Origin of the sequence: Streptomyces sp. NPDC088746 (assembly GCF_044751065.1) — a bacterium.
Lineage (GTDB): Bacteria > Actinomycetota > Actinomycetes > Streptomycetales > Streptomycetaceae > Streptomyces.
Map to the genome: position 1 here is coordinate 192752 of NZ_JBIVLA010000002.1, position 23830 is coordinate 216581.

The 23830-nt window shown below is 71.7% G+C and carries 28 protein-coding genes; 11 read left to right on the forward strand and 17 right to left on the reverse strand.

Annotated elements, in window-relative coordinates; translation table 11 throughout:
- Window positions 1–20: 20 nt before the first annotated feature.
- The 4 genes from ACIP63_RS08225 to ACIP63_RS08240 form a co-directional block, all read right to left on the reverse strand.
- The gene (locus ACIP63_RS08225) at window positions 21–674 is read right to left on the reverse strand and encodes a response regulator transcription factor (RefSeq protein ID WP_362936371.1); all 654 of its coding nucleotides are present in this window, start codon (window positions 672–674) and stop codon (window positions 21–23) included.
- A gap of 88 nt (window positions 675–762) precedes the next feature.
- Complete coding sequence (locus ACIP63_RS08230; protein ID WP_401515012.1) at window positions 763–2406, reverse strand: histidine kinase; 1644 nt, start codon at window positions 2404–2406, stop codon at window positions 763–765.
- 238 nt (window positions 2407–2644) lie between these two features.
- Window positions 2645–2911, reverse strand: coding sequence for a DUF397 domain-containing protein (locus ACIP63_RS08235; RefSeq protein ID WP_401512573.1), 267 nt, complete (start codon window positions 2909–2911; stop codon window positions 2645–2647).
- Entirely contained in the window at window positions 2892–3734 is an 843-nt protein-coding gene (locus ACIP63_RS08240) for a Scr1 family TA system antitoxin-like transcriptional regulator (protein WP_401512575.1), read from the reverse strand. The genes ACIP63_RS08235 and ACIP63_RS08240 overlap by 20 nt, the downstream gene beginning before the upstream one ends.
- A 118-nt stretch (window positions 3735–3852) precedes the next feature.
- Here ACIP63_RS08240 and ACIP63_RS08245 point away from each other — a divergent pair, with 118 nt between their 5' ends.
- Together ACIP63_RS08245 and ACIP63_RS08250 are read left to right on the forward strand one after the other, a co-directional pair.
- Window positions 3853–4092, forward strand: coding sequence for a hypothetical protein (locus tag ACIP63_RS08245; protein WP_401515015.1), 240 nt, complete (start codon window positions 3853–3855; stop codon window positions 4090–4092).
- Entirely contained in the window at window positions 4082–4315 is a 234-nt protein-coding gene (locus tag ACIP63_RS08250) for a hypothetical protein (protein ID WP_267074366.1), read from the forward strand. The genes ACIP63_RS08245 and ACIP63_RS08250 overlap by 11 nt, the downstream gene beginning before the upstream one ends.
- A gap of 15 nt (window positions 4316–4330) precedes the next feature.
- Here ACIP63_RS08250 and ACIP63_RS08255 read toward each other — a convergent pair whose 3' ends face one another.
- Entirely contained in the window at window positions 4331–5323 is a 993-nt protein-coding gene (locus tag ACIP63_RS08255) for a hypothetical protein (protein WP_401512578.1), read from the reverse strand.
- A gap of 260 nt (window positions 5324–5583) precedes the next feature.
- Between ACIP63_RS08255 and ACIP63_RS08260 the strand changes: the two genes are divergently transcribed.
- Complete coding sequence (locus tag ACIP63_RS08260; protein ID WP_401512580.1) at window positions 5584–6189, forward strand: Uma2 family endonuclease; 606 nt, start codon at window positions 5584–5586, stop codon at window positions 6187–6189.
- Between the two features lie 69 nt (window positions 6190–6258).
- On the opposite strand, the gene ACIP63_RS08265 is transcribed toward ACIP63_RS08260, so the two are convergent.
- From ACIP63_RS08265 to ACIP63_RS08285, 5 genes are all read right to left on the reverse strand, one after another.
- Window positions 6259–6612: a PRC-barrel domain-containing protein gene (locus tag ACIP63_RS08265; RefSeq protein ID WP_401512581.1), complete on the reverse strand. Its 354-nt coding sequence runs from the start codon at window positions 6610–6612 to the stop codon at window positions 6259–6261.
- Window positions 6613–6805: 193 nt separating this feature from the next.
- Entirely contained in the window at window positions 6806–6976 is a 171-nt protein-coding gene (locus ACIP63_RS08270) for a hypothetical protein (RefSeq protein ID WP_031093367.1), read from the reverse strand.
- Between the two features lie 144 nt (window positions 6977–7120).
- Complete coding sequence (locus ACIP63_RS08275; RefSeq protein ID WP_401512584.1) at window positions 7121–8638, reverse strand: PTS transporter subunit EIIC; 1518 nt, start codon at window positions 8636–8638, stop codon at window positions 7121–7123.
- A gap of 35 nt (window positions 8639–8673) precedes the next feature.
- Window positions 8674–9642: an N-acetylmuramic acid 6-phosphate etherase gene (murQ, locus tag ACIP63_RS08280; RefSeq protein ID WP_401512586.1), complete on the reverse strand. Its 969-nt coding sequence runs from the start codon at window positions 9640–9642 to the stop codon at window positions 8674–8676.
- Window positions 9643–9725: 83 nt separating this feature from the next.
- Window positions 9726–10643, reverse strand: coding sequence for a MurR/RpiR family transcriptional regulator (locus ACIP63_RS08285; protein WP_393757478.1), 918 nt, complete (start codon window positions 10641–10643; stop codon window positions 9726–9728).
- Window positions 10644–10746: 103 nt separating this feature from the next.
- Here ACIP63_RS08285 and ACIP63_RS08290 point away from each other — a divergent pair, with 103 nt between their 5' ends.
- Window positions 10747–11115, forward strand: coding sequence for a hypothetical protein (locus ACIP63_RS08290; protein WP_401512588.1), 369 nt, complete (start codon window positions 10747–10749; stop codon window positions 11113–11115).
- Window positions 11112–11384, forward strand: a complete 273-nt coding sequence (locus ACIP63_RS08295) for a DUF4031 domain-containing protein (RefSeq protein ID WP_401512590.1) — start codon at window positions 11112–11114, stop codon at window positions 11382–11384. Before ACIP63_RS08290 ends, ACIP63_RS08295 begins: the two co-directional genes overlap by 4 nt.
- Here ACIP63_RS08295 and ACIP63_RS08300 read toward each other — a convergent pair.
- The 6 genes from ACIP63_RS08300 to ACIP63_RS08325 all read right to left on the reverse strand — a co-directional run bounded on the left by ACIP63_RS08300 (window position 11335) and on the right by ACIP63_RS08325 (window position 17106).
- Complete coding sequence (locus tag ACIP63_RS08300) at window positions 11335–12570, reverse strand: Cmx/CmrA family chloramphenicol efflux MFS transporter (RefSeq protein WP_401515018.1); 1236 nt, start codon at window positions 12568–12570, stop codon at window positions 11335–11337. The genes ACIP63_RS08295 and ACIP63_RS08300 overlap by 50 nt on opposite strands.
- Window positions 12571–12642: 72 nt before the next feature.
- On the reverse strand, window positions 12643–13311 hold the full coding sequence (locus tag ACIP63_RS08305; RefSeq protein ID WP_401512592.1) for a hypothetical protein: 669 nt from the start codon (window positions 13309–13311) through the stop codon (window positions 12643–12645).
- 49 nt (window positions 13312–13360) lie between these two features.
- The gene (locus tag ACIP63_RS08310) at window positions 13361–14401 is read right to left on the reverse strand and encodes a DUF2891 domain-containing protein (protein WP_401512593.1); all 1041 of its coding nucleotides are present in this window, start codon (window positions 14399–14401) and stop codon (window positions 13361–13363) included.
- An 88-nt stretch (window positions 14402–14489) separates the two neighbouring features.
- A complete protein-coding gene (locus tag ACIP63_RS08315; RefSeq protein ID WP_401512595.1) occupies window positions 14490–15458 on the reverse strand; it encodes a DUF979 domain-containing protein in 969 nt (322 codons plus the stop codon).
- Window positions 15455–16186, reverse strand: coding sequence for a DUF969 domain-containing protein (locus ACIP63_RS08320; RefSeq protein ID WP_124274071.1), 732 nt, complete (start codon window positions 16184–16186; stop codon window positions 15455–15457). The genes ACIP63_RS08315 and ACIP63_RS08320 overlap by 4 nt, the downstream gene beginning before the upstream one ends.
- Window positions 16187–16380: 194 nt before the next feature.
- Window positions 16381–17106, reverse strand: a complete 726-nt coding sequence (locus ACIP63_RS08325) for a GntR family transcriptional regulator (protein WP_401512598.1) — start codon at window positions 17104–17106, stop codon at window positions 16381–16383.
- Window positions 17107–17262: 156 nt separating this feature from the next.
- On the opposite strand from ACIP63_RS08325, the gene ACIP63_RS08330 reads away from it, so the two are divergent.
- The 5 genes from ACIP63_RS08330 to ACIP63_RS08350 all read left to right on the forward strand — a co-directional run bounded on the left by ACIP63_RS08330 (window position 17263) and on the right by ACIP63_RS08350 (window position 21897).
- Window positions 17263–18012, forward strand: a complete 750-nt coding sequence (locus tag ACIP63_RS08330) for a LamB/YcsF family protein (RefSeq protein WP_401515021.1) — start codon at window positions 17263–17265, stop codon at window positions 18010–18012.
- Window positions 18009–18644: an allophanate hydrolase subunit 1 gene (locus tag ACIP63_RS08335; RefSeq protein ID WP_401512600.1), complete on the forward strand. Its 636-nt coding sequence runs from the start codon at window positions 18009–18011 to the stop codon at window positions 18642–18644. Before ACIP63_RS08330 ends, ACIP63_RS08335 begins: the two co-directional genes overlap by 4 nt.
- Window positions 18641–19501, forward strand: coding sequence for a biotin-dependent carboxyltransferase family protein (locus ACIP63_RS08340; RefSeq protein WP_401512601.1), 861 nt, complete (start codon window positions 18641–18643; stop codon window positions 19499–19501). Before ACIP63_RS08335 ends, ACIP63_RS08340 begins: the two co-directional genes overlap by 4 nt.
- A gap of 133 nt (window positions 19502–19634) precedes the next feature.
- On the forward strand, window positions 19635–21032 hold the full coding sequence (locus tag ACIP63_RS08345) for a lipase family protein (protein WP_401512603.1): 1398 nt from the start codon (window positions 19635–19637) through the stop codon (window positions 21030–21032).
- 175 nt (window positions 21033–21207) lie between these two features.
- Entirely contained in the window at window positions 21208–21897 is a 690-nt protein-coding gene (locus tag ACIP63_RS08350; RefSeq protein ID WP_401512605.1) for a copper homeostasis protein CutC, read from the forward strand.
- Window positions 21898–21966: 69 nt separating this feature from the next.
- Here ACIP63_RS08350 and ACIP63_RS08355 read toward each other — a convergent pair whose 3' ends face one another.
- On the reverse strand, window positions 21967–22947 hold the full coding sequence (locus tag ACIP63_RS08355) for a lytic polysaccharide monooxygenase (RefSeq protein WP_401512607.1): 981 nt from the start codon (window positions 22945–22947) through the stop codon (window positions 21967–21969).
- 214 nt (window positions 22948–23161) lie between these two features.
- Between ACIP63_RS08355 and ACIP63_RS08360 the strand changes: the two genes are divergently transcribed.
- Window positions 23162–23827 (forward strand): GPP34 family phosphoprotein, encoded by a 666-nt coding sequence (locus tag ACIP63_RS08360; protein WP_401512609.1) that lies wholly within the window; start codon window positions 23162–23164, stop codon window positions 23825–23827.
- Window positions 23828–23830: the final 3 nt, after the last annotated feature.

Consider the following 23830-nt stretch of genomic DNA (forward strand, 5'->3'; position numbering starts at 1 on the left):
ATCTGAGACGCGCCCCGCACTCACACACCGAGCCCGGCGTCCCGCGCCAGCAGCGCGGCCTGCACCCTGTTCTCGCACTCCAGCTTGGCGAGGATGCGGCTCACGTACGCCTTCACCGTCGCCTCGCTCATATGGATCCGCTGACCCGCGTCCGCGTTGGAGAGGCCCTCGCCGAGCAGCGCCAGGACGTCACGTTCGCGGCCCGTCAGCTTCTCCAGCCTGCGACGGGCATCCTCCGCGCGCTGCGTGGTGCCCCCGGAAGCCAGCGAGTCCACGACATGCCGGGTGGCTCCCGGCGACAGATACGCCTCCCCGGCCGCCGCCGCCCGCACCGCCCGCATGAGCTCCGCGGGCGCCGAGTCCTTCAGCAGAAAGCCCGCGCTCCCCCCGGTCAGGGCACGCAGCACGTTCTGCCGCTCCCCGAACGTCGTCAGGATCAGCACCCTCACCTGGGGGACCGCCCGGCGCAGTTCGGTCAGGGCCGTCAGCCCGTCCATCACCGGCATCTGGATGTCCAGCAGCGCGACGTCCACCCGCTGGGACCGGGCGAGTTCGACCGCCTCACGGCCGTCCGCCGCCTCGGCGACGACGTCGATGTCGTCGGCCGAGGAGAGGATCATCCGGATACCCGCCCGGATCAGCGGCTCGTCATCCGCCACAAGAACCCTGATCACGACTCTCCTGAGCGGTTCTGATCGGTCAACTCTGCGGGCATCGGGCCATCATCCCCGATGACCCGGCCCGCCGGGAGCCCGTGCTCCCTCAGCCCGCCTCGAAGGACTTCTTCTCGATCAGCTTGCCGTCCTTGAAGCAGAACCGGAAGACCGGATCGGCGTCCAGGCTGGAGCCGATCTCCGTGGAGAGCAGGGTGAGGCACGTCGCGCCGTCCGGCTCCGGCGGTGCGCCGTCGCCCGGACCGGTGTTCATGAACGAGTCGCCGCTGGGCAGTTCACCGCGTACGGACCGCTCCGACTGGCCGATCGTCACCGCGTCGTACTGCTCGGGCTCGATCATCGCCTTGTCCGCCTCCCGTACGAGGAAGACTCCCGCCACGACCACCCCGATCACGAGCACGACGACGACCAGAGCCGCCACCCCGCACCCGATGGCTATGCCGTTGCCCCTCTTGGTCCTGTTCACTGCCTTGGCCAACTCCTTCGGGAGACCGTTCCAGTCGATGACCGGATCACTCTCACCCGCAGGGCCCGCCGGATTCTGCGCCCGAAAGTCGTCCGGCGGAGCGACGAACGTCTTCCTCGCGTCACCGGGCGAGGTGTACGGCAGCACGCCGGCCAGCCGGAAACCACCATCGGCCGTGGGGCCCGCGTGCACCATGCCGCCGACGAGCCGGGCCCGCTCCTCGAGACCGGTCAGCCCCTGGCCCCCGCTCGCCACACCGCCGCGCACCGGCTCCGCGACCGGGCCGTTGGCGACCTCCACGACCAGCGAATCCGGCTCGTACCGCAGACCGATGGTGATCGGCGCACCCGGAGCGTGCTTATGGGCGTTGGTCAGACCCTCCTGGACCACGCGGTAGGCCGCGTGGTCGGCGGTCGTCGCGAGCGGACGCGCCTCGCCCGAACGCCGGATCTCCACGGCCGCGCCCGCCCTCCGGGACGTTTCGGCCAGCCCGTCGATGCCCCCCACACCGCGTGACGGCGCCCCGGGGTCCTCGCCGTCTCCGGCGGGGGGCGCGTCCGCGCCGTCGCGCAGCACGCCCACCACGTCACGCAGTTCGTGCATCGCCGCCACCGACGCCTCGCGCAGCACACCGACGGCCTCGCGCTGCTGCCCGGTCAGCTCGCGGTCCACCTCCAGCGCACCGGTGTGCACCGCGATCAGCGCGAGCTGGTGGCCGAGGCTGTCGTGCATGTCCTGCGCGATCCGCTGACGCTCCACCATCCTGGCCTGCCCGACGAGCATCGCCCGCTCGCGCAGGAGTTGGGCGTTGTACTCGTGGAGGGTGTCGGTCAGCGTCCTGCGCTGCGACCAGTAGCGTCCCGCGAGGCCCGGGACGATCATCGCGACCAGGATGAACATCCCGGCGACGGCCAGCAGGGCCCACGACGCGTGCGACTCCCACGCGGCGGTCAGGCCGAGGCTGAGACCGTACGCGAGAGCGAAGACGGCACATGCCCTGCCGAGGCCGTCGATCCGTCGCCCGGCCGACCAGGCGACGACGAGGAGCAGGGGCGCGAAGCCGAAGAACGGTGCGGAACCGGCCGCGGCGGCCAGCAGCACAGCTGCGGGAAGCCCTCGGCGCAGGAGCGACAACAGCCCGGCCAGCACGCCGACTCCGACGGCCTGCACCGTGCTCTCGTCGTCCAGCAGCCCGGCGCCCACCCCCAGCACCGCGAGCGTCAGGCTCAGGAAGACCTCACCCACGACGCGCTGGGCAGGCCACATCCCGGGCGCGAGGAGGGCCCGCCCCGGCACGGCCGACCAGGACGCCGCCCGCGTCCTCACCGCCGATGCCAGGGGGGAGGGGTCTGCGGGGGTCATGGAATCAACACGAGTCACGCGCCCACGGTAGAGAGCCCCCGCCCGGCACCGCTGTAGCCATTGGTCGCGACGGCGGACGACGAAAGTCGTTCCGGCTCTTCCCCCGGCGGAGCGCGCCTGCCGGGCGGGGAGCCGGACGTGGTTATCCGCGCTTCAGGTCGTCGACGAAGGCGGACCACGCCTCGGTCCGGAACACGAGCGCCGGGCTGTCGGTGACCTTGGAGTCCCGGACGGGGACGATGTGGGGGAGACCGTCGGCGACCTCCAGGCAGTCCCCGCCACTGCCGCCGCTGTACGTGGACTTGCGCCAGGTGGCGACCTCCAGGCAGTTGCCGCCGCTGGCATCGCTGTACGAGGACTTGTGCCAGGTCGCTGTGGAGAGGTCGTAGTCAGAACTGCTGCTCTTCATGGGCGTAATCCTCCGCCACCGACTCGATCAAGGCCAGGGACGCATCAGGTGACAGTGCGCTGGCCACCAGCAAATCGTAGGTCAGTTCGTACGACCGCACTGATGCCGGATCATCGAGTAGTTGCCCTGAACCCAGCCCGTCAAGGTAGGCGAGGGACGGTGCGTCCGGGAATGCCATGAGCTTGAGAGGCCCGCCCATGGCTGCGTGGCCACCGGCACCGAAAGGCAAGACCTGGATGATGACTCGCCGTTGTTGGATGAGCTTCGCCAGGTGACGAAGCGCGTCTGCCATGACGAGGGGGCCGCCGACCCTTCGTCTCAGTACCGCCTCGTCCAGAACCATCCATACCGTGGGGGTTGTTGGATGGCCCAGAAGGCCGGCGCGCTCGATCCTGGCGACAACAAGCTCGTCGATTGCCTCTTCCGGGGTGGTGGGCCTTCCCGCGCGGAACACAGCTCGTGCGTACGGCTCAGCCTGCAGGAGCCCGGGGATGAGAAGCGGCGAGTACTCCCTGATGGTCTCCGCCACCGCTTCCGCCTCCGCCGCCTCCGCGAAGTGGTCCGGGTACTTGGACTTCTGCAGGGCCGCGCAGTTCCGTACGAAGAACCCGTCCGCGCCCAGTACCTCGTCCAGTTTCTGGGCCTGGTCCACCTGCATGCGCCTCGTGCCCGCCTCCAGTTGGCCGATGAAGGAGCCGCTGACGAACAGCGGCGCCCCCAGCTCGTCCTGCGAGAGGCCCGCCGCCTCCCTGCGGTGGCGGAGTTCGGCGCCGAGGAGCGCGCGGGGCGAGGACGAGGGATCGAGCTTCTTGGGTCCGGGCAAGGCGACTCCCTGTGACACATCTGCGGGTGTTGGAACTGCGCCTCTTCCACGGTAGCGGCGAATTGGACACGCTGTGTAGGCATAGCCACTACTCAGCGTGGAAATGGGGAAGATCATGATGACGGCTACGGAACGGCGCAAAGAAGCAGCGGGCAGAGTGCGGGCGGCGGAGGACGCGGTGGCGCGGCTGCGGGCCGGCCTCGCGGGGGTCGGCGTGAAGCTTCCCTCGCTGCGGATCGACCCGGTCTCGTGTGCGGGGAACGAGCCGACCCCGCTCGTCGACCTCGGCCGGTGCTCGCTGGAGACGGCCATGCGGCTGAGCGCGCAGTTGGAAGCGGCGGCGGCTCATGACAGTTGAAGGACTGGAGCCGTGTACGCCGGAGCCCGGGACGTTCGCGGTGGACGGCAGGGACGGCCGCGTGGGCCGGGTGATGGGCCGCGTCGGACCGTACGTACAACTGCGTCCGCCGGGCGGCGGCGCGGAGTGGGACTGCCCGCCGGACGCCGTCCGGCCGGCCCCGCCGGGGCTCGTGCTCCGGGCCCGGGTGAGGGAGATCAACCGGGAGGGGCGGCTGCCGTGAGGACGCCCCGGGGCGTCATGCCCGGGCCGCCGCCTGGCGCTCCCGGGACCGGGCGAGCCGCTGCTGGAGCACCGCGAGGGTGGCGTGCGCCGGCGGAAGGGCCAGGGCGCCGGTGAGCAGGAGGGCGACGGCGATCGGGACGAGGAGCCCGACGACGTACGCGGCGTAGGTGTTGTCCGGGCCCCACTCCAGGAAGACGTGGACCGTGCCGGAGCGCAGGGGCCGTGCGGCGAGGTGGAGCAGGACGTACATGCCGACGGTGAGCGCGCCCAGGGGGAGCGCGAACGCCACGGTCCGGAACGAGGCGGAGGCCCGGCCGCACACGAGCGACCAGGAGCGGCGCATCGCGGTCCAGGGCCCGAGGCCCTCCGTCGCGGCGGTGGCCGGGGCCAGGGTCCAGCCGAGCCGGAGCACCAGGGCGATCGCCATGCCCAGCAGGGGCGGACCGTAGCGCAGCACCTCGAACAGGTTGGGGTACTCCCACTTCGGGACGAGCGCGGTGTGCTCCCTGAACGTGGTGGTGGTGAAGGTCTCCTCCACCAGGATCCCGAGCACCACCGGGGCCCACACGAGCACTCCGCGCAGCACGTACGCACCCAGGACCGCACGGAAGCGGCCGCGTCCCGCGCCGGCCGCACGGGCCGCAGCGGTCTGGATGGCGGCGCACCCGAGGTGCAGCAGGAGTATCAGGAACGGGAGGCAGGCCAGGAGGGTGAGCCACATGTCGTTCACCCGGGTGCCGTCGGGGGCGTAGGAGTCCTCGTTGATGCGGGCCCGGATCGCGCCCAGGCGTATCTCGGTGAACGTGGGCCACATGACGAGGAACGCCACGACCGTCACCGCCAGGCCCCCCAGCGCGGCCAGCCCGGTCACGCGCGCCGTCACTCCGAACAGCGGGCGCCCGTCGCGGCGCAGGACGCCGAAGGCCGTGCGGACGATGCCATGGCGTGGTCCGTGCCCGCCCTCCTCCGCCCGGGGTTCCTCGGGCGTGGTGGGACCCTTCGTCATGCTTTCCGCCTTTCGCCGTCCAGATGCGCGCTGCTCGGTGATCAGCGTCTGCACACTGAGATGCGGGTGAACGGCCTCCCGGTTCTCCGGCCGGGACGGAACCGGCAGCTCGTGGGGAAGGGCATCGCCGCGACGCGAGGACACCTGCGGTGAGGTCGGTGCGGGCCTCACACGATCGTGGGACGCTGGAGGAAGCGGCGGGCTGCCGCAGGAACGTCGATCTACGCTTCCAGATCAGGCCACAGGAGAAGGGACCCGCGATGACCGCTGCGATGGTCGAAAGCGATCAGGGCTCCGAAGGTCGCCCGTGGGAGTACCTGCTGCGGACATGGCAGGAACTGGACGTGCCCGAGGGGTGGCGCGCCGAGATCGACGAAGGGCAGATCGTCTTGGTACCGCCGCCTCATGCGCACCACAACGGCATCGCCGCGAAGGTCCAGCGCAGGCTCTATGCGAATCTCCCCGAGGAACTGGAGATCTACCAGACGCTCGGTGTGCACGTCGCGCCGCTCGACAAGCTGTACGTCCCGGACCTCGTCGTGATGCCGAGCGAGCTGATCGAGGCCGCCGATCCGGAGACCAGCGACCCGATGGATGCGTCGGAGGCGTTGTTGATCGTCGAGATCACGTCCAAGGGGAACGCCCGGGAGGACAGGACGAAGAAGTACCGCGCCTATGCGCGGGCAGGCGTCCCGATGTACCTGCTGATCGACCGCTTCGACACGCGAGGTGCGATGGCCACGCTGTTCACGGAGCCGAACGAGGACGGAACGTACAAGCGTTCCGACGCCGTGCCCTTCGGGAAGCCGCTCCCGCTGCCCGATCCCTTCGGCGTCACCCTGCTCACGGGGGACTTCCCGGGCTGAACGACAGCGGGGCCGGCTCCGTGAGGGGAGCCGGCCCAGCCTCTGATCATGGTGCGCTGTGCGTCGGGGTCACATGATGCGGTAGCTGTCGTAGTAGCCGCCGACCTGTGCGTGGTAACCCGGGTCGTTCTCGTGGTTGTGCTTGTCGAACACCGGGGAGTCCTTTATCTGGTCCCTGGTCAGGTCGACGAAGACCGTCTTGTGCTCCGTGTCGATCCCCTTGACCGTGCCTGCCGGAAGCAGGACGGTCCTGCCGAAGATCCAGACGCCGGTGTCGACGACCAGGTAGGCCGAGCCCACCTCGTCGGAGTGCTTGTCGACCTTGCCGATGCTTCCGTCCGTCGCCTCGACCGAGAATCCGGTCAGGTCGGCGCCCGCGGTGTGACCGCTCGTGGGCTGGTAGCCCCACAGGTTGTCGCTCATTCTTACGGCTCCTTCCTCGACGGTTTCATTCGGTACGGCGAATCCCATCGTGATGAGGACGAGTGCCGCTCACTATTTCGGCTGCCCCTACTTTTCCGGCCCACACCCCGTGAATTGGATGAGCGCGGAAAAACGCGGGTGGCGCGGGACCCGAAGGTCTCGCGCCACCCGCGTCATTGCTGGTCGGGACGGTCTACCAGCGGTACCACCGGCCCCGCTTGCCACCACCGGCCGCCGGGCGGACGAAGAATCCGATCAGCCAGACCACAAGTACGATCACCGCGATCCACCACAGTGCCTTGAGTGCGAAACCGGCACCGAAAAGGATCAGGGCGAGCAGAAGAACGAGAAGCAGGGGAACCATTGATATCAACCTCCGCCCCCCTAGTGCCCGAAAGAATTTCCCTTACACACCGGCCCATCACACTTGGCGGGTCGTTGGGAGATCGAGGACGGGCGGGAGGCGGATATGTGCCGGTTCGGTGGTCCGTAGCTTCCCAGCGACGGCTCAGACGCCCGCCGGTTCCTTTGCCGGGGAGCCACCGGAGGCGGCGGCCGGGCCGGTGGCCGCGACCGTCGAGGGGGCCGGTTCCTGGGAGACGTCGAACTCCTCCAGCAGCGCCTTGCTGAAGCCGAAGAAGTACGTCGCCACGAAGCCCGCGACGTAGCCGACGAGCAGGCCGCCCGCGTAGATCGCGATCGTGGAGCCGAGGCCGTGGTTGCCGTCGAGGAGCGGGAACAGGGCCCAGCCGGACGGGCCGATGGCCGTCGAGCCGACCGAGTCGCCGAGCTGGTTGAACAGGCCCACGAAGCCGCCGCCGAACGCGCCGCCCACACAGGCCGTGATGAAGGGGCGGCCCAGCGGGAGCGAGACGCCGTAGATCAGGGGCTCGCCGACGCCCAGCAGACCTGCGGGCATGGCCGACTTGATCGTCTTGCGGATCGACTCGTTGCGGGGGAGGCGGAGGTAGACCGCGGCCGCCGCGCCGACCTGGCCGGCTCCGGCCATCGCGAGGATCGGGAGCAGGACCGTGAAGCCCTGCTGCTCGATCAGCGTCGTGTGGATCGGGATCAGGGCCTGGTGCAGGCCCAGCATCACCAGGGGCAGGAAGAAGCCGCCGAGCAGGAAGCCCGCGCCCGCGCCGCCCGTGGAGAGCAGCCAGTCGGCGAACGTGCCGATGGCGGAGGAGACCTCACCGGCGACGTACATCAGGCCGAAGATCGTGACGAGGCCCGAGACCAGGACCGTCAGGGTCGGGGTGACCAGGACGTCAAGGGCTTCCGGCACCCAGCGGCGGCACCACTTCTCGACGTACACCGCGAGGACCGCCGCGCCGAGGGCGCCGAGGACGCCGCCCTGGCCGGGGGAGAGGGTCTGGCCGAAGGCGTCGATGTTCGCGACGCCGGGGAAGACGATGATCGCCGCGACCGCACCGCCGAGGATCGGCGTACCGCCGAACTCCTTCGCCGTGTTGTAGCCGACGAAGACCGCGATCAGGGCCATGAAGCCGGAGGCCATCGCCGCCAGGGCGGGGGTGACCGAGGGCAGCCAGCCGAGGTTCACCAGGAGGCCGTTGAGGCCGGCGATGATGCCGCAGCCGATCAGGGCGGGGATCAGCGGGACGAAGATGTTCGCGATCTTGCGCAGGAACAGCTTGAACGGGGTGGCGTTCTTCGCCTTCCGCTGCGCCTTGATGGACGCGCCCTTGTCGGCGAGCTCCTCGGCCGTGCGGGCGGGGGCGGGTGCGGGGGAGCCGGACGCCCGGCCCTCCTCGACCAGCTGCTCGAACTCGGGGGTGACCCGGGCGACGGTGCCCGGGCCGAGGACGATCTGGTAGGTGTCGTCCTCGACCACGCCCATCACGGCGGGGACCGCCTTGAGGGCCTCGTCGTCCACGAGGGAACGGTCGTGCAGGCCCAGCCGGAGCCGGGTCATGCAGTGGGCGATCGAGCTGACGTTCGCGGCGCCACCGACAAGCGGCAGGATCGCGGCGGCAGTGGCGCGGTTCTTGTCTTCAGTAGCCATGGTGCGTGGTGCCTTGCTGTGCGGGGAGTGGTGCGTCAGGTGGTTCGGACGGCCGCGAGGGCGGCGCGGAGGTGACCGTCGGAGTCGGCCAGGAGTGTGGCGGCGGTGGGGCCGTCGACCCCGCCGAGGATGGTGAGGATGGCGTTCTTCACCTCGCCGTCGGTGGCGGCGAGCGCCGCCTCGATCTCCTGGTCGGAGGCGCCGGTGGCGAGGGAGACGATCCGCCGGGAGCGGGCGCGCAGCTTCTCGTTGGAAGCGCGCACGTCGACCATGAGATTCCCGTACGTCTTGCCGAGCCGGATCATGGTGATCGTCGAGAGCATGTTCAGGACGAGCTTCTGTGCCGTGCCCGCCTTGAGACGGGTGGAGCCGGTGAGGAGCTCGGGGCCGACGACGATCTCCAGGCCGTGCTCGGCGGCGGCGGCGAGCGCGGAGTCCGCGTTGCAGGAGAGGCCGAGGGTGAGCGCGCCCTTGGCGCGGGCGTGCTCGACGGCCCCGATGGCGTACGGCGTGCGGCCGGAGGCGGAGATTCCGACCACGGTGTCGTCGGCGCCGAGGTTCAGCCCGTCGAGGTCGGCGGCGGCCAGCTCCTTGCTGTCCTCGGCACCCTCGACGGCCGTGACCATGGCGGAGGGGCCGCCCGCGATCAGGCCGATGACCTCGGACGGGTCGGTGTTGAAGGTGGGCGGGCACTCGCTGGCGTCGAGCACACCGAGACGGCCGGCGGTGCCGGCGCCCGCGTAGATGAGCCGGCCGCCGCGCGCCATGCGCTCGGCGGTGGCGTCGATCGCGGCGGCGATCTGCGGCAGCTTCTCGGCCACGGCGGCGGGGACGGTGGTGTCCTCACCGTTCATGATCCGCGCTATGTCCTGCGTGGGGAGCTGGTCGATCTCGGCGAGCTCGGGGCGGAACGCCTCGGTGGTGAGGGTGGCGAGCTGGGCGCGCAGTTCGCCGTAGCCGCCGTCGGCGTCGGCGTCGGTGCTGGGGTCGGTGGTGGAGGTCATGGACAGCGGCTCTGCTTTCTCGGGCTCGTACGGTTCGCGGGTGCGGGTGCGGGTGCGGGTGCGGGTGCGGGGTGCTGCCGGGGTCAGCGGCTGCGGGGGGTGTGGCGGTGGGCGAGCGCCTCGTACGAGGCGGACAGTGCGGGCGCGGCCGTCTCGTACGTCTGCTGGGCGACCCCTATGAAGAGGCAGTCCACGACGAGGAGCTGGCTCGTGCGGCTCGACATGGCGGCGGGCCGCAGCTCGCTCTCCCGGGCGGTGGACGTGGTGAGCACGTGGTCGGCGTACTGCGAGACCGGCCCGTCGGGGCGGCCGGTGATCGCGATCGTCGTCGCGCCGCGGTCGAAGGCGACCCGGAGCGGCTCGATGACGTCGCCCGTGGAGCCGGAGTGGGTGATCGCGATGGCCACGTCGCCGGAGCGGAGCTGCACCGCGTTGGTCACGGCGAGGTGCGGGTCCATGTGGGCGTGGGCTATCAGGCCGATCCGGAGCAGCTTCTGCGCCAGGTCCTGGCCGACCAGGGAGGACGCGCCGGCGCCGTAGATGTCGATGCGGCGGGCGGTCGCGGCGGCGGCCACGGCGGCCCCGAGCTGCACGGTGTCGAGACCGGCCGCCGTGTCGGCGAGGGTCTGCTGCTCGTCGTAGGCGAGCTTCGTGACGACGTCGGCGATCGGGTCGTCGACCGCGATGTCGGCGGTGACGGCGGGCGCCCGGCCGGACAGCTGATGGGCGGCGAGGCCGGCGAGCGCGAGACGCAGGTCCCGGTAGCCCGGGTAGCCGAGGAGGCGGGCGGTGCGGACGACGGTCGCCTCGCTCGTGCCGGTGAGCTCGGCGAGACCGGTGACGGTGAGGGCGGCACACCCGGCCGGGTCCCCCGCGACCGCTTCGGCGACCCGCTGCATGGAACGGGTCATGGTCGGGGCGAGGGTGCGCACCTTGGCGGCGAGAGCCGCGGGGGCGGGCGGGGAGTCCGGGTTGAAACTTTCCTTCACGTCATTGGTCACACCTGAAAGATATTTTCAGTCGTGAATCCCGTCAACCCCCCTTTGGTCCCTACCTCTGGAGGATCAGGACCGGGCCGTTGCGCGCCCGGGGGACAATGGGGCCATGGAGTTGAACAGCCTGGAACAGGAGCTGCACACCGCGCGTGCGCTGGTGATGGCCGACCTCGTCGCGGGGGACGTGGCCGAGGCCGGAATCGTCTCGATGGTCGAGGACGCGGTGGCCCACCGGCGGTGGTGGGCCGAACAGTGGCCCGAGGGCCTGGCCTTCGTCACGGGGCTCGTGGCGCAGGACGTCCAGGACGCTCTTCTCGAGAAGCACGGGCGCTGGCCGCTGTGCCCGGTCTGCACGGAGGAAGGACCGCACGCCCTGGACGTCGAGCCGGAGCTCGGCCCCGATCCGCACTGGGTCTGCACGAAGGCGACGGTCGCCGTCGCACGGGTGGGATCGCTCGCCGAGGTGCTCGGGCGGTGACCGTCTACATCGATCCGCCGACCTGGCCGGGGCATGGCCGCCTGTGGTCGCACCTGGTCAGCGACGTGTCGTTCGACGAGCTGCACGCCTTCGCCGCCACGATCGGCTGCCCGCCCCGCGCCTTCGAGCGCGACCACTACGACGTGCCCGAGGCGCGCTACGCGGACGCGGTGCGCGCCGGGGCGCTGGAGGTCGGCTCGAAGGAGATCGTGCGCCGGCTCACCGACGCGGGGTTGCGGAGGCCGAAGGGGCGTCCTGCGCCGGGATGACGTGCGCCGGTGTGCCCGTGGCGATGCGCCGGGACGGCTTGCCGTCGCCGCCCAGCCGCAGGGAGACCGTCACGGCCACCAGGCCGAGCAGCAGCATCGCGGCCCCCGCCCAGGCCGTGGCCCGGAAGCCGAAGTCCGCGTCGATCACCGCACCGCCCAGCCAGGGCCCGCTCGTGTTGCCCAGGTTGAACGCGGCCGTGGTCGTCGCACCCGCCAGCGTGGGGGCCACCCCCGCGACGTTGAACATCCGGGCGTTGAGCGCCGGGGCCGTGTAGAACGCCGACAGCCCCAGCAGGAACGCCAGGACGACGACGGCGACCTGGTTCGACGCGAAGAGGGCCAGGGCGACCAGGAAGACCGTCGAGGCGCTGATGCCGCTGAGCAGCACACCGAAGAGATGCGCGTCCGCGACACGGCCGCCGATCGTCGTACCGATCAGCGCACCCGCGCCGAAGAGCGCGAGGACCCACGGCACCCAGCCCGAGCTCAGTCCCGCCACGTCGGTGAGCAGCGGCGCGAGGTAGCTGAACGCGCAGAACACGCCGCCGGCGGCGAGGGCCGTGATCACGATGGACAGCCACACCTGGCGGTCCTTGTAGATCGCGACTTCCTTCTTGAGCTGTGCCTTCTCGTCCGGCAGCGGAATGCGCGGGATGCGTGTGACGACCCCGACCAGCGCCACGGCGGACGCGGCGCCCACCGCCCAGAACGCCGAACGCCAGCCGAAGCTCTCCCCGAGGAAGGCGCCCAGCGGCACCCCGAGCACGTTGGCGATCGAGAGCCCGCCGATCATCACGGCCATCGCCCTGGCGCGCGCGTTCACCGGAACCATCGCGATGGCGACGGCGGCGCCGACCGCCCAGAAGCCGGCGCACGCCAGCGCACTCACCACCCGGGAGACGAACAGCACGTCGTACGTCGGCGCCAGCGCACCGGCGACCTGACCGAGCCCGAAGACCGAGATGAGCGCGATGAGGGTCGTACGGCGTGGCAGCCGCAGCGTGGCGACGGCCAGCAGCGGGGCTCCGACGACCATGCCGATCGCGAAGGCGGATATGAGGAGTCCGGCCTTCGGGATGGACACGTCCATGTCCTCGGCGATCGGCGGCAGCAGCCCGGACAGCATGAACTCGCTGGTACCGAGGGCGAAGACCGACAGGCCGAGGATGTAGACGGCCATCGGCATACGGGAGCGGCTGGAAACAGAGTCGGGCATGACAGTGGCCAACAGTGCTTTCGTCCCTGTCATTCCCATGTCTCAGCGGCTGAGAAGCTCCAGTTCGGTGGTCAGGTTCTGCCGGGCCCTCGGTTCCCACTCCTGCGCCCCGTGGGGCGTGCGGAACAGGCAGGGCAGCTCCAGCAGCTGCCGCAGGACGGCGGCCCGGCCCTCGCGGAACGCGTCGTCCGGGACGAAGCCGTACTCCTCCCGTACCTGCGCCGCGTACGCCGCGTACTCCTTGGGGGACGACGCCAGGATCGCGAGGTCCGCGTCGCACAGCACCTCGCCGTTGGTGTCGCCGTCCGCCGGGTCGTGCGTGACGGTGAGCCGGACCAGCCGGGCGACCTCGGCCGTCGCCGCGTCGGGGAGACCGGCCTCGGGCAGGGCCCGCTCGGCGAGCGCGGCACTGCGCTCCTCGTTCTCGGAGCGGTCGGGGCGGTACACCGCGTCGTGGAACCAGACGGCGAGGCGCACCAGGTCCGGGTCGGCGGCGTGGCCCGCCAGGGTGTCGACGCGGTCCAGGACCTGGGTGAGGTGAGCCGTGGTGTGGTAGCGCCGCTGGGGTTCGGCCCAGCGCGCGAGGAGGGCGTCGGCGTACGGCTCGGGATCGGGCGCGAGGCCCGTCCCGCCGCGTGCGGCGAGCAGGGCCTCGCGCCACCGGCCACGGAGCGCGGAGGTGCCGGACGTGTCGGGGACGCTGTCGCTCATACGCCGAGGGTAGGACCTTCGCCCCGCGCGCACGGCCCGCCCCCGCGGGTCAGTGACCGGGCGCCGTGTCCAGGGCCAGTGCGGCGTACGTCGCCACCCAGTGGTCCGAAGAGAAGTCCCCGGAGGACACCGTCGGCAGGCCGAGCGTGAGATGGGCCTCCGCCGAGGCCAGGAGCGCGGTGCGGGCCGGGCCGTCCGGGAGCGCGCCGGCGATCGAACGGAGGGCGGCCGCCCGGCTCAGGGTGAGACCGAGGAGGTGGCCGATCTGGGGGTCGGCGTGGTCGGAGACCACCGGCGGGTCGAGCAGCGTGGAGTCGGGCGCGGCGGAGACCAGGGCCGGCAGGAACCCGGCGATCCAGGTGCGGAACTCCGTCACCGGCAGCACCCGCCGCATCGCGTCCGCCTCGGCCAGGGCGGGGGAGAGGAAGTCCTGGCCGGAGGGTTCCCAGTGGGCCGGGGCGTCGTGGTCGTCGGTGAACCAGGCCCGCAGCCGGTCCGCCGCCGCGTCGAGGACCGGTGCCGGCAGCCCGGCGGCCCCGCCCGCGTCCAGGATCAGGCCCAGACCGAACGCGCTGTTGTTGTGGACGCCGTGCCGGACCGGGTAGGTCGCCTTGGGCAGCCAGGCGCCGAGCAGGTCACCGACCGCCGCCACGCCGGGGGCCAGGGCCTCGGCCCAGCGGTCGCCGTCGGGCGTGGCGAGCGCCCGGCACTCCCCGGCGAGCGCGATCAGCCAGGCCCAGCCGTAGGGGCGCTCGAAGTGCGGCCGGCCGCGCAGGTAGGCCGCCTCGACGGCGATGTTCCCGGGGGTCAGGTGGGTGTCGAGCACCTCGCGGATACGGGTGGTGAGGGTGGCCGGAAGATCGCCGGTGGCGGAGAAGCGGCGCACGATGCGGACGAGCAGCCAGTGCATGTGGACCGTGGAGTGCCAGTCGTAGCTCCCGTAGAACGCGGGGTGCAGCGCGCGGGGCGCGACGAGTTCCTCGGGTCCGGCGTAGAGGTGGGCGGGCGCGTTGGGGTATTCGCGTACGACGTTGGCGAGGGCCAGTTCCGCGAAGGGGACGGCGTACGCGGCGGGGAGCGCGGGGGACATCGGGGTCACTCCAGGGGTGGTGGGGCGAGCGGCTCGGGTCAGGGGGCGGCTCGGGTCGGGGCGTGTTCAGGGCCGAGGCGGCTCGGGGTCAGAAGGCGAAGAGGGCCATGATCGCGACGTTGCAGACCAGCAGGGCCGCCGCGGTGGGGAGCTGGGCCTTGATCGGGCCGTACTGGTCCTTGAGTTCGAGCAGCGCCGCCGGGACGAGGTTGAAGTTGGCGGCCATCGGCGTGACGAGCGTGCCGCAGAAGCCGCACAGCATGCCGATCGCGAGGACGGCGGGCGCGTTGCCGTCCATCTGCTGGATGAGGACGGGCCAGCCGATCGCGGCGGTCATCACCGGGAACGCGGCGAAGGCGTTGCCCATGACGATGGTGAACAGCGCCATGCCGCAGCAGTAGACGGCCACGGCCACCAGCTTCTGGCCGTCGGGCAGCACCGCCTCGGTGATCCTTCCGACCTGCTCCCCGACACCGGCGGTCTGGAAGATCGAGCCGAGGACGGAGAGCAGCTGGGGGAGGAGCAGGGCCCAGCCCATCGACTCGAGCATGTTGCGGCCGGAGTGCAGCAGCACGGAGACCTTCCGCTCGCGCAGGAGCACCATGCCCACGGCCAGCGCGGCGATCGCGCCGACACCGAGGCCGAGGATGGTCTCGGACCCAGGCTCCAGGACCGGTTCGCCACCGATCTTCCAGTTCTTCACGAGCGTCGCGCAGATCATCGCGACGACGGGGATGGTGAGAGCCGGGAGGAACAACTTGTTGCCGAAGCGGGCGGCCGAGGCCGCGCGCTTCTCGCGGGTCGGGGTGTGCGCCTGGCCCTTGCCGGTGAGGCCGAAGCCGCCCAGGACGATCAGGATCAGGACGACGACGCCCAGCGGTTCGGCGGGGAGGGACTTGTCGACGACTCCGGTGGAGTAGAAGAACGCGGCGCCGAGCAGACCCCAGAAGCCGGCGGAGCCGAAGCGCTTGGGGTTGGTGCGGTCCATGGCCATCTGCGCGGCCATGACGAGGAACACCGCGCCGACCAGCCAGAAGAAGTACTCGGACTTGATCACTTGGCGTCCTCCGTCCGGAGCCCGGCGTGTGCCGTCAGGTCGTTCTCGGCGGCGGCGACGGCGAGTTCGCGCTCCAGCTGCCGGTCCAGGTTGAGCAGGCGGGCCCCGTGGATCAGGAAGGCGCAGATCGCGGAGGGGATCGCCCACATCGCCAGGTGCAGGGGCTCCAGGTGCTGGTCGTACGTGGAGTTCACGAAGCCGGTGATCAGCAGGATCGATCCGATGGCGAGGAAGCAGTCCTCACCGAAGAACACTCCGATGGTGTCGGCGCCGGACGCGTGCGAGCGGACCTTCTCCCGCAGCTTCTGCGGCAGCGGACCACCCGCCTTGGTCTCGGCGGCGGCCTCGGCCATCGGGGCGATCAGCGGCCGCACGCTCTGCGCGGGGCCACCGATGCTGGTGAGGCCGACGGCGGCGGTGAGCTGCCGGATCAGCAGATAGAGCGTCAGGAAACGGCCGGTGGTCAGCTTGCCGAGCCTGCCGATGAGCGTGCGGGCCTGCTCCTGGAGTCCGTAACGCTCCAGGAGCCCGATGACCGGCAGCGTGATGACGAAGACCGTCACGGAACGCGCGGAGGCGAAGCTCTCCCCGAAGGAGGCCAGCACCTCCTGCGGGGACATCTTGCCGAGCAGCCCCGTGACGATGCCTGCGACACCCACGACGAGGAGGGGATTGCGGCGGGTGGCGAATCCGAGGATCACCACGAGCACGCCGAGGAGAACGATCACGCGTCGGCCTTCTTCCGCGCAGAGACGTGACGGTGCACGGTCCTGCTCAGACGGGGGTTATTACGCGAGACCTTAGGGTCTTGTTCAACAATCCCACAAGAGTGTGGGCTACATGGATCGGAATCGGGTGGGGCGGGAGGGGGAAGCCGATTCCGGAGTGGCGGGCGGGGTGGGGGCCGGAGTGCGGGCCGGGGCTATCGCTCGGTGAGCCGCTGCGCGTAGGCCTCGGCCAGCTGGCGCCGGGAGTCCTCCAGGTAGAAGGCGAGCATCCGCTCGGCCCCGGCCGCGTCCCCCTTGGCCAGTCTGTCCGCGATCTCACGGTTTCGGGTGAGATAGGGCTCGTGGAAGCGGCGGGGGTCGGCCATCACATGGAAGGCGAGCCGCAGTTCGGCGAGGACGTTGCGCATGAGTTCGTCGGTGCGCGGGCTGTTCGCCAGGCCGGCCAGCGCCTGGTGGAAGCGGATGTTGGCGGTGGAGCAGGCGGGCCAGTCGTCACGGAGGGCGGCCTGCTCGCCCGTCGACACCGCGGCTTCGACCGCCGCCAGGTCGAACGGCGGCTCGCCCAGGGTCCGCAGCGCCGCGCACTCGACGAGGAGCCGCACCCGGTAGATGTCGACCAGGTCGTCCACGGCCAGGATGCGGACGAAGACGCCCCGGTTGAGGCGGTGCTCCAGGAGGCGTTCGTGCGACAGCAGACGGAACGCCTCGCGCAGCGTGTTGCGGGACACGGCCAGGGCGCCGCTGATGCTCTCCTCGGACAGGCGGCCGCCCGGTGGGAAGTAGCCTTCGGTGATCCGGTCCCGCAGGATCGCGGCGACCCGCTCGGCCGTGCCGGACCGCTCCAGGGAGGCGCTGTGCGCCGCGAGTTCCGAGAGGTCCGGGGTGGAGCCGGTCCGTCCGCCGTTCGTCGTCCCCGCCATGCCCCGCCCCTTGCCTGGTGTGCTGTCAGCTGTGTTCAGTGCTCAGTGAACCGTACGGGCGTCCCGGGCGGTGGGCGGGCTCTTGTCAGATCGTTGAACGATCGCTAGCGTGCGCCCGTGACGGATCTGACGAGTGTGACGCGCCCGGCGCGGTCGATGGACCTCAACGCGGACCTGGGTGAGGGGTTCGGACGCTGGACCCTCACCGAGGACGAGGCGCTGCTGACCTGTGTCACCAGCGCCAACGTGGCCTGCGGCTTCCACGCCGGCGACGCCTCCGTGATGCGGCGGGTCTGCGACACGGCGGCCGAGCGGGGTGTGCGCATCGGCGCGCAGGTCTCCTACCGCGACCTGGCCGGATTCGGGCGGCGCGCCATGGACGTACCGGCGGACGAGCTGACCGCCGAGATCGCCTACCAGATCGGTGCCCTGCGGGTCTTCGCGGAGGCGGCCGGGTCCACGGTGTCGTACGTGAAACCGCACGGCGCCCTCTACAACCGTGTCGTCCGGGACGAGGAGCAGGCCGCCGCCGTCGTCGCGGGCGTCCTGCTCGCCGGCGGCAGCCCGGCCGTCCTCGGCTTGCCCGGTTCGCGGCTGCTCGCCCACGCGGAGGCGGCGGGGCTGGCCCCCGTCGAGGAGGCCTTCGCCGATCGCGCGTACACCCCGCAGGGCTCGCTGGTGCCACGGGGCCAGGACGGCGCCGTGGTGCACGACGCGGACGAGGTCGTACGCCGCAGTGTCGGCATGGCCGTCCACGGTGCCGTGACCGGGGTGGACGGCAGCCGGATAGCCGTCGCGGCCCGGTCGCTGTGCGTCCACGGGGACACCCCCGGGGCCGCCGCGCTCGCCCTGCGGGTGCGGAGGGCGCTGGAAGAGGCGGGCGTCCGCGTACAGGCGTTCGTGTGAGTGGCGTCCGGGTCATCGAGGCCGGGCCCCGCGCCCTGCTCGTGGAGCTCGCGTCCGGCGAGGACGCGGAGGCCTTCCACGCGGAGCTGCTCCGCCGCCGGGCCGCCGGGGAGCTCCCCGCCGTACGCGAGATCGTCCCCGGTGCCAGAACCGTGCTGCTCGACGGGGTGGAGGACCGGACGCTCGCGGGGCGGCTGCGGTCGTGGACCGTGCCGCCGCTGAGCCGGGGCGCGGGGGAGGCCGTCGAGATACCCGTCGTCTACGACGGCCCGGACCTCGCCGATGTGGCCGACGCGTGGGGCGTCGCCGTGGAGGACGTGGGGAGCATCCACGCGCGTACGGAATTCCGGGTGGCCTTCTGCGGGTTCGCGCCCGGCTTCGGTTATCTGACGGGCCTGCCCGGTCACTTGAGCGTGCCGCGCCGGGCCACGCCCCGGACCCGGGTGCCGGCCGGGGCGCTCGCCCTCGCGGGGCCGTACACCGGGGTCTATCCTCGCGAGTCGCCCGGCGGCTGGCAGCTCATCGGCCGGATGCCCGGGCCGGACGCACTCTGGGACCCGGGCCGCGAACCCGCGGCGCTGCTCGGCCCCGGGGTCCGGGTGCGCTTCGTGCCGACGGGGGTGTCCGGATGAGCCCGGGGCTCGAAGTGGTCCGGGCGGGCGCCCTGACCACGGTGCAGGACGAGGGCCGGACCGGCTGGGCCCATCTCGGTGTACCCAGGGCCGGGGCGCTGGACGCGCCGGCCCGGCGGCTGGCCAACCGGCTCGTCGGCAACGCGCCGGACGCGGCCGTACTGGAGACCACGCTCACGGGGTGCGCGGTCCGGGTGACCGGCACCCGGCCGGTGTACGCCGTCGTCGGCGGGGCGGGATGCCGGGTCACGGTGGACGGCCGCCCCGCCGCATGGGGCGAACCCGTCCGGGTGCCCGGCGGCGCGGTGCTGGAGGCCGGTCCCGCGGTGCACGGGCTGCGCGGCTACCTGGCGTTCGCGGGCGGCCTGGTGCCCGAACCGGTGCTCGGCAGCCGGTCCGCCGATCTGCTCTCCGGGCTCGGCCCGCCGGTCCTGCGCGACGGCGACGTCCTGCCGCTGGGCCGGCCGGGCGGCGTGCCGTACGCCGGTCCCGTGCCCTGGCCGGGCGCCCCGGCCGAGCTGGTGCTGCCCCTGCACCGGGGCCCGCGCGACAGCTGGTTCACCGAGGAGGCCCTGCGCACGCTCACGAGCGCCGCCTACCGGGTCTCGGAGCGCAGCAACCGCATCGGGCTGCGCACGGAGGGCCCGGCCCTGCGGCGCGCCCGGGACGGCGAACTGCCCAGCGAGGGCATGGTGCTGGGGGCCGTGCAGGTCCCGCCGGACGGCCTGCCCGTGGTGTTCCTCAACGACCATCCGACGACAGGGGGCTACCCGGTCGTGGGCGTGGTCGCCGAAGCCGCCCTGGCGGGCGCGGCCCAGGCGGCCCCGGGCACGCCGGTGCGCTTCGTACGCGCGTGAGGAACGGGGCAGACCCGGCCCCACGGCTCGGAAGCTGACGTTACCGAAGCGTAACTTACCGACGAGTTACCTCGGGTAACGCCGCGGTGCTAGCTTGCGCAGACCTTCATCGGAGCAGAGCGAGGAGTGAGCCGTGAGTCCGCGCAAGACGACCCGTTCGAGCTCGACCGTGAACACCCCCCACCTCCTTGGTCCCAGTCGGCCGGGGCGCCTGCTGGCCGCTTCGGTGGCCGCCGCGGCCTGTGTCGGCGCGGTCGCCGTACCCGCTTCCGCCGCCACCCCCGCCGGGTCGGAGCCGGTGGTCTCCCGGGGAGTGACCATCCCCGCCTTCTACAACCCGCCGGCGCGGCTGCCCTCCGCCGACGGGTCCCTCGTCCGTACGGAGCCGCTGCCGCTCGGGCTCAGCCTCCCCGGGCTGGACGGGCGGCGGATACCCGGCACCGCGACGCGGCTGATGTACAAGTCCACCGACGCGGGCGGCGGGCCCGTCGCCGTCACCGGCGCGTACATCGAGCCGTCCGCCGCGTGGAAGGGCGACGGCCCCCGCCCCCTGGTGGCGCTGGCCTCGGGGACGATGGGCCAGGGCGACCAGTGCGCCCCCTCGCTCTCGCTCCAGCACCCGCTGACCATCGGCGAGGGCACGGTCTCCATCGGCTACGACAACATCGCGGTCTACCGCTTCCTCGCAGCCGGTGCCGCCGTCGTCGTCACCGACTACGCCGGCCTCGGCGCGACCGACCGGCTGCACACCTACGTGAACCGCGTCGACGAGGGGCACGCCCTCCTGGACGCGGCCCGCGCGGCGCGCTCCGTCTCCGGCGCCTCGATCACCTCCGCCTCGCGGGTCGGCCTCTACGGCTACAGCCAGGGCGGCGGCGCCAGTGCTTCGGCCGCCGAGCTGCAGCCGTCGTACGCACCCGACGTCAACCTGGCGGGCACCTACGCCGGGGCCCCGCCCGCCGACCTCACCGAGGTCATGAAGGGCATCGACGGCAGCGCCCTGGCCGGCGCGCTGGGCTGGTCGATCAACGGCTTCACCCAGTCCGACCCGTCCCTGAAGGCGGTCGTCGACGCGAACACGAACGACGTCGGCAAGGCCGCGCTGAAGGACACCTCGACCATGTGCGTCGGCGACGCGATCCTCGGCCACGGCTTCACCAACAGCAAGAAGTGGACCGCGAACGGCAAGCCGCTCGCCGACATCATCGCGGCCGAGCCGAAGCTGCAGGCCGTCCTCGCCCAGCAGCGCATCGGCAATCTGAAGCCGGCGACCCCGGTGCGGGTGGCGACCGGTGTGCAGGACGACATCGTCGGTCACAAGCAGGCCAGGCAGCTCGCGGTGGACTGGTGCGGCAAGGGTGCGAACGTGACGTACGAGGCCGTGCGGCTGCCCGATCTCGGGGACAAGATCCTCACCAACCACCTGGCCCCCTACCTCACGGACCAGGGCAGTGCCATCTCCTGGATGACCGACCGTCTCTCCGGCGAAAGGGCCGCCTCCAACTGCTGGTCGATGCCGCTCCAGCCCTGACCGTCCTCCTCGTGGCCCTGAGGCCGCGGCGCGTCCGTTCCCCGGATGCCGCCGCGGCCTCGCGTTTCTTCACGCACGCGTCGCCGTGGGGAGCTGCGCGCCGGGTGGCGGACCCGTAGTCTGGTTTATTGGACTAGACCTGTAGTCCGTAGCCGCTCCGAAGGATGGGAACACCATGAGCAACCGTGCACTCCTGGAGGTGATCGCTCTCGACGCGGAGGACGCGGTCGCGGCGCAGGCGGGCGGTGCGGACCGCCTCGAACTGGTCACCGACATGGCGGCCGACGGCCTGACGCCCCCGCTCGCCGCCTTCGAGGAGATCCGGGCCGCCGTAGGGATCCCCCTGCGCGTCATGCTCAGGGTCGCGGACGGGTTCGCTGCCGGTGACATCGGCGTCCTCGTGGAGAAGGCCCGCACGATGCGCGCCGCCGGGGCCGACGAATTCGTCCTGGGCTTCCTCGACCAGGACGGCCACGTCGACCTGGTCGCGGTCGAGCGGCTCGTCGCCGCGCTGAACGGCTGCTCGTGGACCTTCCACCGCGCCATCGACCGTGCGGCCGACCGCGATGTCCTGCGCAAGCACCTCGCCGACCTTCCGGGCCTGGACACCTACCTCACGGCGGGCTCGCCGGACGGCGTGGACGCGGGCATGGAGACCCTGGTGGCCGAAGCGGAACACTCCGACCTGCCCGGCTACGAACCGCAGATCATGGTGGGCGGCGGCCTGCGCCTGGACCACCTGCCGCGCCTGCGCGCCGCGGGCATCGGGGCCTTCCACATCGGAGGGGCGGCCCGGCCCGGCGGCTGGACCGGCCCGGTGGACGAGGCGGCGGTACGGGAGTGGCGCGATGCCCTGGACGGGTGAGGCGGGGGGCGTGCGCCGTGGCCCCGGCCCGGTCGTCACCGGGCCGGGGCCACGAACTGTCCCGCGCCGTCAGCCCTGTTCGGCTCGCCGGCGGCGTCGGCTCTGAGCCACCGCCCCGGCGGCGAACATCAGGGCGGCGCCGGTCAGTGACACCGCCGTCGCGACGGGCAGGTACCCGGCGGAGGAGTCGGCGTCGGCGGACACCAGGTCCGCCTCACCGGCCTCGGCCGCGTGCCCGGCGTGCTCCGCATGGACCTGTGCGGGCTTGATTCCGGCCTTCTTCTCGGCTGCCGCCAGCTCGGCCGCCGACATCCCGCCGCCCTTCATGCCGGTGACCTCGCCGTTGCCGCCGTCGAAGGCGACGTCGGAGCAGGAGTAGAAGTTCTCCTGGCTGTCCGAGCGGATCCACTGGATGAAGATCATGTGCTTGCCGGACTTGCCCTGCGGGAGCTGGAGATTCCAGTAGTAGTTACCGCCGTCCGAACCCGCGCCACCCGCCTGCGGCGGGTTGGTCACGGTCTGGGTGAGCGTCAGGTCGTCCCAGGCCAGGGGCTGGGTCGGCGACCAGCCGTCCTTGGTGATGTAGACGTTGAACTTGCCGGGGTGGGCGGCCCAGTTGCTGTACTTCACCTGGGCGGTGGTGCCCGCGGTGAGGTGGGTCGTCGGCCAGTCGCTGCGGGCCGCGTTGTACGACGAGAAGTTGTACGGGCCGTTGTGGCCGCCGCTGCAGAGCTCGCCGTCCGGGATGTAACCCTTGGTCTTGCCGCCGCCGTTGGAGTCCAGGACGCCGAACCAGTTGTACAGCGGAGTGGTGCCGGTGGCCGCGACCGCGGCGGCACAGGCGGGGTTGGACGGCATCTGGTTCCCGCTCGCGATCATGTCCTTGTAGCACAGGTAGCTGCGCGAGCCCGGGTCCATGGCGACACCGTGGGCGGAGGCGGGGGAGGGCAGACCGGCCAGGGTGAGGGCCAGGAGGCCGGCCCCCAGGAAGCTCAGCGTGCGGGGCGCGCGCATCGGAGACGTTCTCCGGAAGAGGGTTCGCTTGGCCATGAGGTTGATCTCCTCTGGGGGGATGAAGGAGAGTGCGGGGGTGTGGGAGCGCTCCCAAAAACGTAGCGCGCACCGGGTGGTCTGTAAACGCCTCGGGCAACGACTGCCGCAACTTCCCATGAATGCACGGCAGTTACAGACATCCGGGTGGCCGGGAACTGATTGCCTCTGTTGTTCGTCACTAAGAGTAAGCAAATGGACGGGGAGTGGAATCATGTCGGTCACGCTGGGCGAAGAGATCATGCTGCTGTCTCTGGACGACGAGTCCGGAGCGGCCAAGGACCGGCAGGCCGCCGGATGGGCCGTCGCGGGCGGCACCCTGCTCGAGCTCGTCCTGGCGGGTCGGCTCTCGGTGGACGGCGGCCGGTTGTCGGTGACCGACCGCACGCCCACCGGTGTCGCCCTGCTCGACGAGAGGCTCGGTCTGATCGACGCCTGGGCCGCGAAGAAGAGCAAGCCGCCCAAGGTGACGGACTGGCTGACGAGGGATCACGGCAAGGCGGTCGAGGCCACGACGGAGAGCCTGCGGACACGCGGCCTCGTGAGCGAGGAACAGCGCAGGGTCCTCGGCCTCTTCCCGGTGCGCCGCTATCCCGAGGCGGACGGGGCGACCGAGGCGGAGCTGCGCGAGCGCCTGGCCTCGGTGGTGCTGCACGGCACGGATCCGGACGACCGCACGGCCGGCCTCGTCGCCCTGATCCACGCCGCCAAGCTGCACCGGCTCGCGTTCCCCGAGGTGCCGGCGCGGGAGGTGAAGCCGCGCATGGAGAAGATAGCGGAGGGCCAGTGGGCGGGCGATGACGTCCGTACGGCGATCCGCACCATGCAGGCGGCGATGGTGGCGGTCACCGTCGCCACCACGGTGGTGGTGACCGCTTGATCT